We start from the raw sequence: 14,620 nt of genomic DNA, 5'->3' as shown, positions 1-14,620 counted from the left end.
CGGAGGTCAGCGGCGCGCGATGATGCCGATGACCGGGGGAGCCTTCTGCTCGACCACGCTCACCCGGAAGCCGCCGCGCAACAGGTTCTCCGAGGCCTTCTTCACGATGTTGGGCACCAGCTCGGGGCGCGCCGCCTCGTAGAAGAGGTAGACCGCGCCACCGGGCACGACCCGCTCGTGGAGCAGGGCGATCTCGTCGTCGCAGGCGCGCACCCAGAACAGGTTGACGTTGAAGGCGAAGACCTTGTTGAGCCGCTTGACCGGCACCCGCAGCGTCGCGAGGTCGATCTGGCGCACGACGAGCCGGCCGGCGTCGACGTACTTCTGGTTGCGGCGCTTGGTGCGGTCGACACCCGACTCGGAGCGGTCGATCGCGAACAGCTTGCCGGTCTCGAGCCGCGCGCAGATCGCCTCGGCGCCCGCGCCGGGGCCGCACCCGATCTCGAGGACCTGGTCAGCCGGCTGGACGTCCATGAGGTCGACCGCCCACTTGATGCGCGGCGGGATGGTCGCTGGTGGCATGGTCCACAGCCTGCCAGACGCAGGTACCCGAGTCAGCCACCGCCACTCGGCGGACGCCTCCTGCCGATACGGTGGGGCGTGTGAGCGCCTCTGCAGACGGACCAGCCGGTGACCGCACGAGGGTCGGCGTGCTCGGCGCGCGCGGCAAGGTCGGCACCGAGGTCTGCCGCGCCGTCGAGGCTGCTCCCGACACCGAGCTGGTGGCCTCCGTCGACGCCGGCGACGACATCGAGGAGCTGGTCCGCTCCGGCGCCGAGGTGGTCGTCGACTTCACCAACCCGGACGTGGTGATGGACAGCCTCCGATTCTGCATCGAGCACGGCATCCACGCGGTCGTCGGTACGACGGGCTTCGACCGCGCGCGCCTCGACCAGCTCGAGGAGTGGCTCGCCGCGGCGCCGGGGGTGGGGGTGCTGATCGCGCCCAACTTCTCCATCGGGGCGATCCTGATGATGCGCTTCGCCGCCCTGGCCGCGCCGTTCTTCGAGTCCGTCGAGGTGGTCGAGCTGCACCACCCCGACAAGGCGGACGCGCCGTCGGGCACCGCCCGGCGCACGGCCGAGCTCATCGCTGCGGCCCGTCGCGAGGCCGGCTGCGCCCCCATGCCCGACGCCACCTCGACCGGGCTCGAGGGCGCCCGCGGCGCCGACGTCGACGGCGTTCGCGTGCACGGCCTGCGGGTGCGCGGCCTCGTCGCGCACCAGGAGGTCGTCCTGGGCGCGGCGGGGGAGACCCTCACCATCCGCCACGACTCGCTCGACCGCGTCTCGTTCACCCCGGGGGTGCTCACGGGCGTGCGGGCCATCGCCGAGCACCCTGGCCTCACGGTCGGGCTGGAGGGCTTCCTGGACCTCGGGTGAGCCCAGCCGGGCGCGTGCTGCCGGGTGGGCGGGGCCGTCACAGGAGGCGGGCCAGTGCCGCCACGACCGACGCCCCGACCACGACGACGAGGAACGGCGCCCGCAGCAGCAGCGCGACCACCGCGAAGGCGAGGCCGAGGGCCCGGGCGTCCAGCGCGAGTGACGTGCCCGAGGAGAACGCCTGCACGGCGACCAGCGCGGCGAGCAGGGCGACGGGGATGAGGTCGGCGACCCGCTCCACCGTGGGATGGGCCAGGACGCGCTCGGGCAGCGACAGCCCGGCGAGCTTGAGGAGGTAGCAGCCGACTCCGGCCACCAGGACGGCGGTCCACATCAGGGGCGACCTCCCCCCGCGTCGTCGGACGGCCCGGCGGCGGCCCGGTCGGGGCGCCGGCCGATCACCCCGCCGAGCAGCGCGACGCCACCCGCGGCCAGCACGGGCACGCCTGCCGCGGTGACCGGCACGACGCTCAGCGCCACGGCCGCGGCGAGGACGGCGACCAGGACGTTGCGCCGCTCGCGCAGCCGCGGCCAGAGCAGGGCGAGGAAGGCGGCGCCGACGGCCGCGTCGAGCCCGAACGTGCGGGGGTCGCCGACGGCCTCCCCGGCGAGCGCCCCGGCGAGGGTGGCGAGGTTCCACAGGGCGAAGACCGCGGTCCCCGTGGTGAGGAAGCCGAGCCGGGCGCCCTCGGTGGTGCCCCGGTTGACCGCCATGGCCGTCGACTCGTCGATCAGCACGTGCGCCGCCGCGGCACGTCGCCACCCCCGCCACCGCAGGAGCGGGGCCATCCGCAGGCCGTAGAGGGTGTTGCGGGTGCCGAGCAGCAGGGCGGTGGCGGCACCCGACATCGGGGCGCCTCCTGCTGCGACGACGCCGACGAGGGCGAACTGGCTGGCGCCGGTGAACATCAACAGGGACAGCACGCACGTCTGGGCGATGCTGAGCCCGGAGGCGACGGACACGGCCCCGAACCCGACGCCGTACGCCCCGGTGGCGACGCCCACGGCGAGGCCGTCGCGGACGATGCCCGACCGCTCACCGGGGGTGAGGGCAGCGTCTGGCACGACCCGAGGTTAGGTCATCCGCAGGGTCGACGAGGGTGCCGTCTCAGTGGCGACGCGGCGCCCGCGCGGGACGCCGGCGCCGGTGGAAGTCGTGGACGAGGGCGAAGGCGGCGACCACCCCCGCGACGCCCCCCGCGACCAGGCTGACGCGGAGGTTGAGCGGGACGGCCGGCATGGTGCCGATCCACAGCCCGATGCCGACGCAGACGACGAGGGCCGAGACGACGATCAGCAACCGGTGGAGGGCGGGAAGGGGACCTAGCATCTGGACTCCCGGGGTGGACCGGCGAGGTGGCCGGACCTCCATCGTGACGTGCGTCACCAAAAAATCAAGGTCCGGTCAAGCCGAAATCGACGTGTCAGGCGATCGCGGTGTGGAGCCGGACCTGCTTGACCGTGGTCGTCCCGGTGCCGTCGAGGTCGAGCTCGCGGTGGGCGGTGTCGGGTGCCCAGCCGGCGTCGACCAGGAAGGTCCGCAGCGCGTCGTCGCCGGCGTTGACCCAGGCCACCGCGCGGGTGAAGCGGTCGGCGGCGAGGGTGTCGACGGCCGCCTGGAGCAGCCGCGAGCCGTGGCCCTTGGCCCGCTCGCCGGGGTCGAGGGTGACCTCGGCCAGCTCGCCGTCGGAGACGGGGTCGCAGTCGGGATCGGCGGCCGGCGAGGTGAGCGCGAAACCCACCACCCGGTTGCGCTCGAGCGCCACGAGCACCCGGTTGCGCGCGTCGGCGGGGCGCACGAGGGCCTGGCGCCACTGGGCGGCGACGGCGGCGACGTCGGTCGGCAGGACCTCGGCCGGCAGCAGTCCGGCGTAGAGGTCGGGCCAGGCCCGCACCTGCACGGACGCGATCGCCGCGGCGTCGTCGGCCCAGGCCACGCGGACGGACACGTCGGCACTGGGCCCGCCGCCGGCGGGCGGGTGGGTGTGGCTCATCGGCACCGGCTCATCGATAGGTCTCGGGGAGCTTCTGGCCGATCTTGACCTGCGCCTTGGGCAGTCGGAGGAACTTCATCTGGAGCGAGCGCATGGCGGCGTAGAGAGTGGCGCCCTTCGTCGGCTCGCCGGGGAAGCGGCGCGCGAGCTCGCGGCGCAGCCGGAAGCGGAGCATGACGATGTCGAAGATGATCACCAGCAAGGTGGTGAACAGCACGGTGTTGCCGAGCTGCACCATGCTGGGGTTGCCGGAGTAGCCGAGCACCATCGACGCGATCAGCAGCGGGATCATCAGCTCGATGAACGAGAACCTGGAGTCGACGAAGTCGCGGATGAAGCGGCGCACGGGGCCGCGGTCGCGGGCGGGCAGGTAGCGCTCGTCGCCGGTCTTCATCGCCTCGCGCATCTTGCGGGAGGTGTCGCCGCGCGCGGCGCGCTGTGCCGCGGCCTGCTCCTTGCGGGTGCGGGGCACCTTCGCGCGGGCACGGGCGGCGGCCTCGGCCTCCTTGCGCTTCGGCGTGGGCCGACCCTTGCCACCCGCCTTGTCGACGGTGGTGGGGGTCTCCGGCTCGGGCTCGGTACGTCGGAACACGCGTGCTGCCTTCAGATGGATCGGATGCTGGGACCAGCCTATCGTCGCGCCCTGCGGGGCCCGCGTCGCGGGATGCCCTACCTCGCACTTGGGTTTGGTTCTAGGGTGAGAGCAATCAGCCCGTCGCGATCCAGCCACCACCTCCGCATGACCAAGAGAGGGTCTCCACCCCGATGAGTCTCATGAAGCGCATCAGCCTGATCTTCCGCTCCAAGGCGAACACCGCCCTGGACAGGGCGGAGGACCCCCGCGAGACCCTCGACTACAGCTACCAGCGCCAGCTCGAGCTGCTCTCCAAGGTGCGGCGCGGCGTGGCCGACGTGGCCACCAGCCGCAAGCGCGTCGAGCTCCAGGTCAACCAGATCGAGCAGCAGGCCGCCAAGCTCCAGGGCCAGGCCGAGAAGGCAATCGCCGCCGGGCGCGAGGACCTCGCCCGCGAGGCGCTGACCCGCAAGTCGGGGCTCGCCTCCCAGATCACCGCGCTCAAGGAGCAGCAGGCCACGCTCCAGGGCGAGGAGGAGAAGCTGGTCCTGGCCCAGCAGCGGCTGCAGGCGAAGGTCGAGGCCTTCCGCACCCGCAAGGAGACCATCAAGGCCACCTACACCGCGGCCGAGGCGCAGACGCGCATCGGCGAGGCGATGTCGGGCATCGGCGAGGAGATGGGCGACGTCGGCCTCGCCATCCAGCGCGCCGAGGACAAGACCGCCCAGATGCAGGCCCGCGGCCAGGCCATCGACGAGCTGATCGCCTCCGGCGCGCTCGACGACGCCTCCCAGGTCAACGCCGGCGACGACATCGCGCGCGAGCTCGACGCGCTCAGCTCCGGCTCCGACGTGGAGGCCGAGCTCGCCCGTCTCAAGGCCGCCAGCAACCCCCAGGCCATCGAGGCCGGTGACGGGGGCGACATCCTCGCGGAGTCGCCGGAGTCGGTGCGCGCCGACAACGAGGGCAACGAGGGCGGACGCGCATGATCGTCCGCATCCTCGGCGAGGGGCAGTACGACCTCGACGACCACGCTCTCGATGCCCTCAACGGCCTCGACACCCAGCTCGAGCAGGCGATCGAGTCGGGCGACGAGCAGATGTTCCGCACGGCGCTGCACGGACTGCTGTCCGCGGTGCGCTCGAGCGGCACCCACCACTCCCTCGACGCCCTCGACGGGTCCGACCTGATCCTGCCGCCGTCCGATGCGACGATCGACGAGGTCCGTGAGCTCCTCGGCGACGACGGCCTGATCCCCGGCTGAGTTGCCCCGACCGGTGGCCACCTCCCGCTTCATCAAGGACTCCGGGCTGACCGCCCGGATGACCCTCACCATGTTCCTGCTCGGGGCGTTGTTCGTCGCCCTCGTCGTGGCGGTCATCCAGTTCGTGGGCACGAGCTTCGCGCCGGTCGTCGCACTGATCGCGATCGGCGTGGCGTTCTGGCAGTGGTGGACCTCCGACAAGGTCGCGATGCGGGCCATGCGCGCCCGCGAGGTCACGCCCGAGGAGGCGCCCGAGCTGCACGGCATGATCGACCGGCTCTGCGCACTGGCCGACATGCCCAAGCCGCGGGTCGGCGTGTCCGATCTCGCCGTGCCCAACGCGTTCGCCACCGGGCGCTCGCCGGAGCGCTCCGTCGTGTGCGTGACGACCGGGATCCTGCGCACGCTCGACGCCGAGGAGCTCGAGGCGGTGCTCGCTCACGAGCTGAGCCACGTCGCCCACCGCGACGTGCTCGTGATGACGGTCGCCTCGTCGGCCGGCATCGCGGCGGGCCTGCTGATGCGCTTTGCACAGTTCGGCGGGATGAGCCGCTCGCGCAACAACAACAGCGCCCTGCCCGCGGTGCTCGTCGCCGTCCTCGTGAGCCTCGTGGTCTACGCCGTGAGCTTCCTGCTGCTGCGCCTGCTCTCGCGCTACCGCGAGCTCAGCGCCGACCGCGCGGGCGCCTACCTGACCCTCAAGCCGGGCTCGCTGGCCAGCGCCCTGCAGAAGATCAGCGGCGAGGCCGCGGCCATCCCGCAGCGTGACCTGCGGGCCGGGAGCGCCGTCGGGGCGGCGAGCGCGCTGTGCATCGTCCCGGCGCTCCACAGCGGCCTCGGCGGCCTGATGGCGACCCACCCCCCGCTCCAGCAGCGCCTCGAGCAGCTCGCCCGCATCCAGGCCGAGCTCGGCCGGCCCACCGGCTGAGGTGGCGTGATGGGACTCTGGGACGTCCTGCGCGCGCGGACGCAGCCCAAGCGCAACAACCTCGACGCGCTCTTCCACGTGCCGAGCGCGGCGATCACGCTGCAGACGGCGCTGGGGTTCGAGCCGACCGGCATCGGGTCGGTCTGCTACCGCTCGGCGGCAGGGGCGGCGTTCGCCCAGACGCAGGCCGACGTGCTGGGCCTCATCCGCGACGACGACGACGCGCCCGACGTGGAGGTCACCCAGGACGACTTCGGCTTCACCTGGCTCGTCGTCAGCGGCGACAAGGACGACATGGCGGGGCTGTGCACCGACCTGCACGCGGTCAACACCACCTTGGAGCTCAACGGCTTCGAGTCGGGACTGCTGTGCTCTATGGTGCCGTTCGCCAACGCGTCGGGCCAGCGGTTCGGGCTCACCTACCTCTACAAGCAGGGCACGTTCTACCCGTTCGCGCCGACGGGGGAGCAGACCCGCGACACGCTGCTCGAGCTGTCCGTGCGCGACCTGCTGCAGTCCGAGCTGCCGATGGAGGCCGACCTCCAGCGGTGGCTGGCGGTGTGGAAGGCGCCCGGGCTGTGAACGACGGCCGGGAGCGAGATCGCGCCATCGCTGTCTACGGCGTCCTCCACGACCCGCCGCGGCGCGAGCTCGACTCGCTCGTGCAGCTCGCCGCCCAGGTGGCCGGCGTCCCGTTCGCGGCGGTCAACCTGCTGGGCTCGGAGGTCCAGCACCAGGTCGCGACGACCGGGTTCGCGGGCGCCGACTCCCCGGTGGAGGACTCGATGTGCCGGCTGGTGGTGGAGGGCGGCACGCCGATCATGGTGGAGGACGCCGGCCGCGACGTGCGGTTCGCGCGGAACCCGTGGACGACCGGCGAGGTCGCCCACGTGAGGTACTACGGCTCCCACCCGCTGACCACGCCGTCCGGCGTCACCATCGGCACGCTCTGCGTCTTCGACGACCGCCCCCACGAGGTCAGCGAGGAGGCGGCCCACGGCCTGGCCCAGCTCGCCTACCGCGTGGTCGACGTCCTCGAGCTCGAGCTCGCCTCGCGGCGTCTCGCCGAGGCCGACGCCCGGCTCAGCACGTCCAACGAGCGCCTGGCCAACTTCGCCGGCCAGGTCAGCCACGACCTCAAGAACCCGCTGACCTCGATCTCCCTGTCGCTCGAGACGCTCGAGCTCGACGTCGAGGCGCCCGACCAGCTCGACACCCTGGCCCGGGCGCGCCGCGGCGTCGACCGGATGACCGCCCTGATCGCCAACCTGCTGGAGTTCGCCCAGCAGGGCCGGGCGCCGGGTGACGACGTCGTCGACCTGGCGGCCGAGCTGTCGTCGGCGCTCGACGACCTGACCGGGCGGTTGCCGCGCGAGTGCGTCTCGGTGGGCGTGCTGCCGCTCGTGCGCGGTGACGCGGCCCAGCTGCGTGCGGTGCTGATGAACCTGCTCGACAACGCCGTGAAGTTCACCGAGCCCGGCGCGGTGCCGGAGGTCGAGGTGGATTCGGTCCCGGTCGACGGGCACCACCGGGTCGAGGTGCGCGACCGCGGCCGCGGCGTCCCCGAGGACATGCGGGAGCGGGTCTTCGCGCCGCTCGCGCGGCTCGACAAGAGAGTCGAGGGCTCGGGCATCGGGTTGGCGACGTGCCGTCGGATCATCGAGGCCCACGGCGGCCGGTTGGGCGTCGAGGCCCGCGACGGCGGTGGCTCGGTGTTCTGGTTCGAGCTGCCCCGCGCCGGCGCCTGAGCGCAGGCGCGCGGCGTCAGGGGAGCCTGGCGTGCTTCATCTGTCGCGACGCGTAGACGTTGCCGATCACGACGCCGTCGAGCCACGTGGTGAGCCGCTGCGCCTCGTGCTCGAGCGCCGCGCGCCCGTCGGTCGCGACGTCCTCGACCAGCGAGAGCCGGACGACCCCCATCTCGTCCTGCACCCAGCAGCCGACGACGCGGCCGTCCCACCAGGCCGTGGTGCCGGCGTTGCCGTTGGTGTCGACGAGGAACGGCACGTGGGCGGGGTCGAGGTAGAAGTCGCGGCCCCGCCACCCCATCACGGTGGGGTCGAGGGTCGGCAGCAGCGCGGCCCAGGGCTCCACCGGACCGGTGTCCTCGACGTCGTCGGGGTGCACCCATCCGATCGAGCCGTCGTCGAGGTCGACCTCGACGGCGCCGACGTCGGCCAACGCCCGCGTGACGGCGGTCTTGGTCGAGCCGAGCCACCACTGGATGTCGGCCTCGGTGCCGGGCCCGAAGGTGGTCAGCCACTGGCCGACCAGCGCGGCGTAGCCCGCCGCCTCGTCGAGCGGCGGCTCCACGACGCCCAGCCAGTCCTCCGCGGTCGTCCAGGTGGGCTTGTTGAGGCGCCAGTGGCCGGCGTTGCGCCCCCGGAACGCCCGGGCCTCCAGGCCGAGGACGGTGAGCACCCCCGGGGCGACCGGCACCGGTCGGTCCCACGGCTTGTCCGTGCCGCCGCCGACCGTCCCCGCCAGCTCCGGCACCTCGGCGCGCAGCTGGGCGGTGCTCGCCGGACCGGCGGCGAGCCGGTCGAGGACGGCGGCACAGGCCAGGTCGAGCCAGCGCGCTCCGTCGTCGGCGATCCCGCCCGCGGCGATCGCCTTGGCGATGCGCCGACGCTCCGACGCCGCGACGCGGGCGGACGCGCTGCCCCACGCGGCGGGCAGCAGGTCGCGGGGGAAGACGAAGAGCGTGCGGCGCATCGCGAGCTGCTTGACCACCGAGCGGTGGTCGTAGAGCGCCGCGTCGACGTCGGCCGGGGTGACCCCCTCGGAGCGGGCGGCGACGGCGAGGTGGACGGTGGCCGCCTCCGTCGCGTGCAGGGCGGTCATCGTCCGGGTGACCGTCTCGACGTGGTCGAGCCGGCGGGCCGGCGCCAGCGCGTGGCGTACGGCGATCCGGCTGCGGCGCTCGGCATCGCTGATCCGCCGTCGTGTCGTCGTCATCGCTGGCCGGCCCCTCAGTCGCGGTGCGACGTGCCGGGCAGGTCGAGCATCCGCTGGAGCGCCACGAGCGCGTCGGCCTGGGTCTCGGGGTCGACGGCGACGCGGTTGACCACCGTGCCCGCGACCAGGCTCTCCAGGGCCCACACCAGGTGGGGCAGGTCGATGCGGTTCATCGTCGAGCAGTAGCAGACGTTGCGGTCGAGGAAGACGATCGTCTGGTCCGGGTGGGCGTGGGCCAGCCGCTTGACGAGGTTGAGCTCGGTGCCGATCGCCCACACCGTGCCGGGCTCGGCGGCCTCGATGGTCTTGATGATGAACTCGGTCGAGCCCACCAGGTCGGCCTTGAGCACGACCTCGTGCCGGCACTCGGGGTGGACCAGCACGTTGATGCCGGGGTGCTGGGCCCGGAGCTCGTCGACGACGTCCTCGGAGAACCGGCCGTGCACCGAGCAGTGGCCCTTCCAGAGGATCATCCGGGCCCGTCGGAGCTCCTCGGGGGTGAGCCCGCCGCCGGGCTGGAGCGGGTCCCACACGACGCACTCGTCGAGGCCGATGCCCATCTGGAGCACCGCGGTGTTGCGCCCGAGGTGCTGGTCGGGGAGGAACAGCACCGTGGCCCCACCGGGGGCCGCGGCCTTCTGGGCGAACGCCCACTCGAGGGCGACGTCGGCGTTGGAGGAGGTGCACACGACGCCGCCGTTGCGCCCGCAGAACGCCTTGATGTCGGCGCTGGAGTTCATGTAGGTCACCGGGACGACGGCGTCCTGGACGCCCGCGGCGGCCATGGCGTCCCACGCGTCCTCGACCTGGCGCAGGCGGGCCATGTCGGCCATCGAGCACCCGGCGGCCAGGTCGGGCAGGACCACCTGCTGGCTCGGCGAGGTGAGGATGTCGGCCGACTCGGCCATGAAGTGGACGCCGCAGAAGACGATGAACTCGGCGGCCGGGCGGGCCGCCGCGTCGCGTGCGAGCTTGAACGAGTCGCCCGTGACGTCGGCGAACTGGATGACCTCGTCGCGCTGGTAGTGGTGCCCGAGCACGAACACCCGCTCGCCCAGCGCCTCCTTGGCCGCCCGGGCCCGCGCCACCAGGTCGGGGTCGGACGCCGCCGGCAGGTCGCCGGGGCACTCCACGCCGCGCTCGGCATCGAGGTCGCGGCCCTTGCCGAGGGGCAGGAGCGGCAGGTCGACGAGGCTCATGCGGCGTCCCCGCAGCGAGACCCGCCGACGCAGGACGGACGGGACGAACGTCGTGCGGCGCGGGGCATGGCCTCATCCTAGGAGGGGAAGCAGGCGGGTCGCCCGGGATGCCATGCTTCGAGCATGACGCGACGAGGTGAGGTCCTGGCCCTGGTCCAGGCGGGTGGCCAGGGCTCCCGGATGGACGTGCTGACCCGGGAGCGGGCCAAGCCCGCGCTGCCCTTCGGCGGCGTGCACCGGCTGATCGACTTCGCCCTCTCCAGCCTCGTGCACGCCGACCTGGCCGACGTGTGGGTGTCCCTGGAGTACCAGGTCACCTCCATCGACGACTATCTCTCCGGCGGTCGTCCCTGGAGCCTGGACCGCAACCGCGGGGGCTTTCGGCGCATCGTCCCGCAGACCGGCACCGGGCCGGCGACCGAGAGCGGCTTCGCGCACGGCAACGGCGACCTGCTGCTGCGGATGTCGGCCGACATCGAGGCCTTCGGCGCGCCGACCCTGGTGGTGTGCAGCGCCGACCACGTCTTCAACATGGACCTCGGCCCCGTCGTCGAGGACCACGTCGCCTCGGGGCGCGTGGCGACCGTGCTGACGAGCGAGGTCACCAAGAAGGACGCCTCCGACAACGTCGTGGTGCTCTCGCGCGGCGACGGCACGATCACCGGGATCGAGAGCAAGCCGTCGCGGCCGTCGGCGGGCACGGTGGCCACCGAGATCTTCCTCTACGACACCGAGGCCCTGCTGGGGACGCTGCGCGACCTGCGGCGCGAGCTGTCCGGCGAGCAGGACGACGGCGACAGCGGCATCGGCGACTTCGGCGAGCACCTGCTCCCGCGCCTGGTCGAGACCGGACGCGCCGCCGCGGTCCCGCTGACCGGCTACTGGCGCGACGTCGGCCAGCCCAGCCTCTACCTGCAGTCGCACCGCGACCTGCTCGCCGGCCGGGTCGACGTGTTCGACCACCCCGGCCGGCCGGTCATCTCGCACTGGCCCGACCGCCCCGCGGCGCGCGTGCGCGCGGCGGGGGAGTGCCACGACTCCCTGTTGTCGCCGGGCGCCGACGTGGCCGGCCTCGTCGTCGGCAGCGTGCTCGGCCCCGGCGTCGTGGTGGAGAAGGGCGCCGAGGTCCACGACAGCGTCGTGATGGAGGACTGCGTCATCCGCGCCGGCTCGGTCGTCCGCACGGCCGTCCTCGACGAGCGGTGCGAGGTGCGCGCCGGGGCCCGCGTCGGCGCCGAGCCGTCGCGCCGGGTCGCCCATGACGACGACCTCGTGCTCGCCGGGCGCGACTCGGAGGTCTCGGGCACGGTCGCGGCCGGCGCCCGCCTCGAGCCGGGCTCCGCCGGCTGACGTCAGCCCCTCGCGGCCTGCGCGGCCTGCGCGGCTCGCGGCTAGAGCAGCGAGCCGTGGTGCAGGTAGGGCGCCGGGGGCTTCATCCCCCGCAGGCAGAGGTATCCGTTGGTGTAGATCGCCAGCCGGGCCGCCAGGCCGACGTCGAGCGCCCAGGCGTTGGCCGCGGTGACGTGGTGCACCGACACCTGGGCGCCCGGGGTCGAGGACGCCAGTGCCTCCCACATGAGCCCTGACGCCGTACGCCGGTTGGTCGCCGCGACCAGCACCGGCACGCCCTCGTCGTCGACGTAGGCGTAGCCGGAGCCCGTCGAGTGGTCGGTCACGACGAGGCGGAACTGCTCGAGCAGCAGGTCGTGGTCACCGAGGTGCGCGGCGCCGCGCGTGCGCCGGTCGAGCGAGTCCATCAGGTCGCGGTCGCCGGCCGTGCCCTCGCGCACCCGGCCGACCACCGGGATGGCGCTGCGGTCGACGACCCCGGTGAGGATCATCTGCGGGTGGAGGTCGAAGCCCGCGAGCCGGTAGCGGCGCACGGCGCCGGGGTCGGCGCTCGCGGCGAACATGCCGCGCAGGCACCCCCGGCCGTGGTGCAGCGCGGCCGCCATCAGCTGGGTGCCGATGCCGCGGCCCTGGTGCTCGGGGCGCACCGCGAACGAGGCGAGGATCCACATCAGCTCACGCACCCGCGACACCGCACCGCCGACGAGCTCGCCATCGACCTCCGCGACCCAGCAGCCGCCCGGGTCGGTGGCCAGCGCCTGCCGGGTCCGCCGGACCCAGTGGCCGTTGCGTGCGGCCGGGCGGCGTACGGGATCGGGCCACGCGCGCTGGTGGGTGCGGGTGTCGACCTCGTGGTAGGACGTCGCGGTGATCTCGGCGAAGGCCGCGACATCGTCCACGCGCATCGGCCGGACGACCGTCGCGGTCACGACACGTGGACGGCGTAGCGCCGGAGGAGGTCGTCCCAGTGGGTGTACTTCGCGCGCACGTCCTCGCTGCCGTCGGCCCAGCCGCCGTGCTCGAGGTGCACCAGGGTGCCACCCTCGGCCTCGGTGAACAGCACGTCGAGGGTGGTCGGCTGCTCCTCGGCGTGGCCGAGCCAGAACTGCTGGGTGTAGTGACCGATCGGGTCCCACATGTCGACCCTGCCCCAGACGTACTGCTCGTCGCCGTGCACGGAGGCCACCGGTCCGTCGGGGTCGATGGCGATGCCGGTGAAGGTGGCCGGGTCGGGGCTCAGCATCGGGTCCCACCACTCGCCCATCTGGGCCGTGAAGCCGACGAAGGCCTCGGTCGGGGTCACCGGTACGGTGATCTCGGCGACGATCGGGTCCAGGCTCATGCGCCAAGCATGCCGGATGGCCCCACTGACAGGATGCAGCCATGCGCGTGCTGATCGCCCCCGACAAGTTCGCCGGCACCCTCACCGCGGTCCAGGCCGCCGAGGCCGTCGCCGCCGGGTGGCGCCGGCAGGCGCCGGGCGACGACCTCGACCTCGCCCCGATGGCGGACGGCGGCCCCGGCTTCGTCGACGTGCTGCATGCCGCGATGGGCGGCGAGCTCGCGGCGGTGACGGTCTCGGGCCCGCACGGCGCGCCCGTCCCCGCGGCGGTGCTGAGGGTCGGCACGACGGCCTACGTGGAGGCTGCGCAGGCGGCGGGCCTGCACCTGGTCTCCGGCCCGGTCGAGACCGCCTCCAGCGTCGGGGTGGGCGAGCTGGTGCTGGCCGCGGTGGAGGGTGGGGCGCGCACGGTGGTGGTCGGTCTGGGCGGCACCGGCACCAACGACGGCGGCGCGGGCGTCCTGGCGACGCTCGGCGCCGTGTCCGACGGCCCGCTCGACGGGGGTGCCGCTCCGCTGGGGTCGGTGACCACGGTCGACCTCGCACCGGCGCGGCGGCGGCTGGACGGCGTGACCCTGGTGGCGGCGAGCGACGTCGACAACCCCCTCACCGGCCTGTTCGGGGCCACCAAGACCTTCGGGCCGCAGAAGGGGGTCGCCGAGGACCGGATCGCCGAGGTGGACGGGTGGCTGGAGGCGTTCGCCGTCGCCACCGACCGGCGTACGTCGCTCGACAAGGGCGCCGGGGCCGCCGGCGGCATCGGCTACGCCCTGCTCGCCCTCGGTGCCACCCGGCAGCCCGGCATCGGCCTGGTCGCCGAGGCGGTCTCGCTCGCCGACCGGGCGCGCGCGGCCGACCTCGTCGTGACCGGCGAGGGCGCGTTCGACTTCTCCAGCCGCGCGGGCAAGGTGCCCTACGGCGTGGCCGAGATCGCCTCCGAGGCGCTGCGTCCCTGCATCGCGCTGGCCGGGCAGGTGCTGGTCGGCTCGCGCGAGATGCGCGCCCTCGGCATCGAGTCCGCCTACTCGCTCGTGGACCTGGTGGGGGAGGAGCGCGCCTTCAGCGCCCCGGCCGAGGCCCTCGCCGACCTCGCCGCCCGGGTCGCGCGCACCTGGTCGCGCTGAGCCAGGTGGACGGACGGACGCGCGGCTGCGCCGGCCGGCCGGGAATATCCGCCGGTGTGCGACCATTGAGCCGAGCAGTACCCGAGACTTCTGGAGTGATGAGATGACCGAGCAGAGCGCGACCACCGAGCGCAGGACCGACCAGATCAACCTCTCCGCTGTCGCCGCAGGCAAGGTGAAGAGTCTCCTGGAGCAGGAGGGCCGCGACGATCTGGCCCTGCGGATCTCCGTGCAGCCCGGTGGCTGCTCGGGCCTGCGCTACCAGCTCTTCTTCGACGAGCGCACGCTCGACGGCGACGTCACCACCGACTTCGACGGCGTGACCGTGGTCGTCGACCGGATGAGCGTGCCCTACCTCAACGGTGCGGAGATCGACTTCGTCGACACCATCGAGAAGCAGGGCTTCACGATCGACAACCCCAACGCCACCGGCTCGTGCGCCTGCGGCGACTCGTTCCACTGAGTCCGGCTCGCTGAGCCGGCACGCGAAAGGCCCCCGCCTCTG

General features: G+C 73.4%; 19 protein-coding genes. 9 read left to right on the top strand and 10 right to left on the bottom strand.

The window, feature by feature from the left end; genetic code table 11:
- Positions 1–6 precede the first annotated feature (6 nt).
- Positions 7–522, bottom strand: a complete 516-nt coding sequence (locus AC3X7Z_RS00840) for a class I SAM-dependent methyltransferase (RefSeq protein WP_186340978.1) — start codon at positions 520–522, stop codon at positions 7–9.
- A gap of 80 nt (positions 523–602) precedes the next feature.
- Between AC3X7Z_RS00840 and dapB the strand changes: the two genes are divergently transcribed.
- Positions 603–1,382 carry a 4-hydroxy-tetrahydrodipicolinate reductase gene (gene dapB / locus AC3X7Z_RS00835; protein ID WP_186340979.1) on the top strand — a complete coding sequence of 260 codons (780 nt, stop codon included), beginning with the start codon at positions 603–605 and terminating at the stop codon, positions 1,380–1,382.
- Between the two features lie 37 nt (positions 1,383–1,419).
- On the opposite strand, the gene AC3X7Z_RS00830 is transcribed toward dapB, so the two are convergent.
- From AC3X7Z_RS00830 to AC3X7Z_RS00810, 5 genes are all read right to left on the bottom strand, one after another.
- A complete protein-coding gene (locus tag AC3X7Z_RS00830) occupies positions 1,420–1,716 on the bottom strand; it encodes an AzlD domain-containing protein (RefSeq protein ID WP_186340980.1) in 297 nt (98 codons plus the stop codon).
- The gene (locus tag AC3X7Z_RS00825; protein ID WP_489974691.1) at positions 1,716–2,447 is read right to left on the bottom strand and encodes an AzlC family ABC transporter permease; all 732 of its coding nucleotides are present in this window, start codon (positions 2,445–2,447) and stop codon (positions 1,716–1,718) included. The genes AC3X7Z_RS00830 and AC3X7Z_RS00825 overlap by 1 nt, the downstream gene beginning before the upstream one ends.
- Before the next feature lie 43 nt (positions 2,448–2,490).
- Positions 2,491–2,712, bottom strand: coding sequence for a hypothetical protein (locus AC3X7Z_RS00820; RefSeq protein ID WP_186340982.1), 222 nt, complete (start codon positions 2,710–2,712; stop codon positions 2,491–2,493).
- A gap of 94 nt (positions 2,713–2,806) precedes the next feature.
- Positions 2,807–3,376, bottom strand: a complete 570-nt coding sequence (locus AC3X7Z_RS00815; RefSeq protein WP_186340983.1) for a GNAT family N-acetyltransferase — start codon at positions 3,374–3,376, stop codon at positions 2,807–2,809.
- 10 nt (positions 3,377–3,386) lie between these two features.
- A complete protein-coding gene (locus AC3X7Z_RS00810; protein WP_186340984.1) occupies positions 3,387–3,968 on the bottom strand; it encodes a DUF3043 domain-containing protein in 582 nt (193 codons plus the stop codon).
- A gap of 173 nt (positions 3,969–4,141) precedes the next feature.
- On the opposite strand from AC3X7Z_RS00810, the gene AC3X7Z_RS00805 reads away from it, so the two are divergent.
- From AC3X7Z_RS00805 to AC3X7Z_RS00785, 5 genes are read left to right on the top strand one after another with little or no spacing between them, the layout of a single operon-like run.
- Positions 4,142–4,939: a PspA/IM30 family protein gene (locus AC3X7Z_RS00805; RefSeq protein WP_206054385.1), complete on the top strand. Its 798-nt coding sequence runs from the start codon at positions 4,142–4,144 to the stop codon at positions 4,937–4,939.
- Positions 4,936–5,214 (top strand): PspA-associated protein PspAA, encoded by a 279-nt coding sequence (pspAA, locus tag AC3X7Z_RS00800; protein WP_186340985.1) that lies wholly within the window; start codon positions 4,936–4,938, stop codon positions 5,212–5,214. Before AC3X7Z_RS00805 ends, pspAA begins: the two co-directional genes overlap by 4 nt.
- 13 nt (positions 5,215–5,227) lie before the next feature.
- Positions 5,228–6,142 (top strand): zinc metalloprotease HtpX, encoded by a 915-nt coding sequence (htpX, locus tag AC3X7Z_RS00795; RefSeq protein ID WP_186340986.1) that lies wholly within the window; start codon positions 5,228–5,230, stop codon positions 6,140–6,142.
- 9 nt (positions 6,143–6,151) lie between these two features.
- Entirely contained in the window at positions 6,152–6,724 is a 573-nt protein-coding gene (pspAB, locus tag AC3X7Z_RS00790) for a PspA-associated protein PspAB (protein ID WP_186340987.1), read from the top strand.
- On the top strand, positions 6,721–7,890 hold the full coding sequence (locus AC3X7Z_RS00785) for a sensor histidine kinase (protein ID WP_489974690.1): 1,170 nt from the start codon (positions 6,721–6,723) through the stop codon (positions 7,888–7,890). Before pspAB ends, AC3X7Z_RS00785 begins: the two co-directional genes overlap by 4 nt.
- 16 nt (positions 7,891–7,906) lie before the next feature.
- On the opposite strand, the gene AC3X7Z_RS00780 is transcribed toward AC3X7Z_RS00785, so the two are convergent.
- Positions 7,907–9,100 carry a winged helix DNA-binding domain-containing protein gene (locus AC3X7Z_RS00780; protein ID WP_489974689.1) on the bottom strand — a complete coding sequence of 398 codons (1,194 nt, stop codon included), beginning with the start codon at positions 9,098–9,100 and terminating at the stop codon, positions 7,907–7,909.
- Between the two features lie 14 nt (positions 9,101–9,114).
- On the bottom strand, positions 9,115–10,299 hold the full coding sequence (gene nadA, locus AC3X7Z_RS00775) for a quinolinate synthase NadA (RefSeq protein ID WP_489974688.1): 1,185 nt from the start codon (positions 10,297–10,299) through the stop codon (positions 9,115–9,117).
- Between the two features lie 123 nt (positions 10,300–10,422).
- Here nadA and AC3X7Z_RS00770 point away from each other — a divergent pair, with 123 nt between their 5' ends.
- Complete coding sequence (locus tag AC3X7Z_RS00770) at positions 10,423–11,649, top strand: glucose-1-phosphate adenylyltransferase family protein (RefSeq protein WP_489974687.1); 1,227 nt, start codon at positions 10,423–10,425, stop codon at positions 11,647–11,649.
- Between the two features lie 41 nt (positions 11,650–11,690).
- Here the strand turns inward: AC3X7Z_RS00770 and AC3X7Z_RS00765 are convergent, their stop codons facing one another.
- Entirely contained in the window at positions 11,691–12,554 is an 864-nt protein-coding gene (locus AC3X7Z_RS00765; RefSeq protein ID WP_489974686.1) for a GNAT family N-acetyltransferase, read from the bottom strand.
- A 20-nt stretch (positions 12,555–12,574) separates the two neighbouring features.
- Entirely contained in the window at positions 12,575–12,991 is a 417-nt protein-coding gene (locus tag AC3X7Z_RS00760; protein ID WP_489974685.1) for an SRPBCC family protein, read from the bottom strand.
- Between the two features lie 41 nt (positions 12,992–13,032).
- Between AC3X7Z_RS00760 and AC3X7Z_RS00755 the strand changes: the two genes are divergently transcribed.
- On the top strand, positions 13,033–14,115 hold the full coding sequence (locus tag AC3X7Z_RS00755) for a glycerate kinase family protein (protein WP_186340994.1): 1,083 nt from the start codon (positions 13,033–13,035) through the stop codon (positions 14,113–14,115).
- Between the two features lie 103 nt (positions 14,116–14,218).
- The gene (gene erpA, locus AC3X7Z_RS00750) at positions 14,219–14,578 is read left to right on the top strand and encodes an iron-sulfur cluster insertion protein ErpA (protein ID WP_186340995.1); all 360 of its coding nucleotides are present in this window, start codon (positions 14,219–14,221) and stop codon (positions 14,576–14,578) included.
- Positions 14,579–14,620 lie beyond the last annotated feature (42 nt).

The organism is Nocardioides sp. Z24_21, from assembly GCF_058134345.1.
This window is presented reverse-complemented; position numbering and strand designations above follow the sequence as displayed.

Bases quoted from the DNA above. Each gene is read 5' to 3' on its own strand.
- AC3X7Z_RS00830 (WP_186340980.1), bottom strand. From the start codon at position 1,716: ATGTGGACCGCCGTCCTGGTGGCCGGAGTCGGCTGCTACCTCCTCAAG.
- AC3X7Z_RS00760 (WP_489974685.1), bottom strand. From the start codon at position 12,991: ATGAGCCTGGACCCGATCGTCGCCGAGATCACCGTACCGGTGACCCCG.
- AC3X7Z_RS00780 (WP_489974689.1), bottom strand. From the start codon at position 9,100: ATGACGACGACACGACGGCGGATCAGCGATGCCGAGCGCCGCAGCCGG.
- AC3X7Z_RS00815 (WP_186340983.1), bottom strand. From the start codon at position 3,376: ATGAGCCACACCCACCCGCCCGCCGGCGGCGGGCCCAGTGCCGACGTG.
- erpA (WP_186340995.1), top strand. From the start codon at position 14,219: ATGACCGAGCAGAGCGCGACCACCGAGCGCAGGACCGACCAGATCAAC.
- AC3X7Z_RS00765 (WP_489974686.1), bottom strand. From the start codon at position 12,554: ATGCGCGTGGACGATGTCGCGGCCTTCGCCGAGATCACCGCGACGTCC.
- nadA (WP_489974688.1), bottom strand. From the start codon at position 10,299: ATGAGCCTCGTCGACCTGCCGCTCCTGCCCCTCGGCAAGGGCCGCGAC.
- AC3X7Z_RS00820 (WP_186340982.1), bottom strand. From the start codon at position 2,712: ATGCTAGGTCCCCTTCCCGCCCTCCACCGGTTGCTGATCGTCGTCTCG.
- pspAB (WP_186340987.1), top strand. From the start codon at position 6,152: ATGGGACTCTGGGACGTCCTGCGCGCGCGGACGCAGCCCAAGCGCAAC.
- pspAA (WP_186340985.1), top strand. From the start codon at position 4,936: ATGATCGTCCGCATCCTCGGCGAGGGGCAGTACGACCTCGACGACCAC.
- AC3X7Z_RS00805 (WP_206054385.1), top strand. From the start codon at position 4,142: ATGAGTCTCATGAAGCGCATCAGCCTGATCTTCCGCTCCAAGGCGAAC.
- AC3X7Z_RS00770 (WP_489974687.1), top strand. From the start codon at position 10,423: ATGACGCGACGAGGTGAGGTCCTGGCCCTGGTCCAGGCGGGTGGCCAG.
- AC3X7Z_RS00755 (WP_186340994.1), top strand. From the start codon at position 13,033: ATGCGCGTGCTGATCGCCCCCGACAAGTTCGCCGGCACCCTCACCGCG.
- AC3X7Z_RS00840 (WP_186340978.1), bottom strand. From the start codon at position 522: ATGCCACCAGCGACCATCCCGCCGCGCATCAAGTGGGCGGTCGACCTC.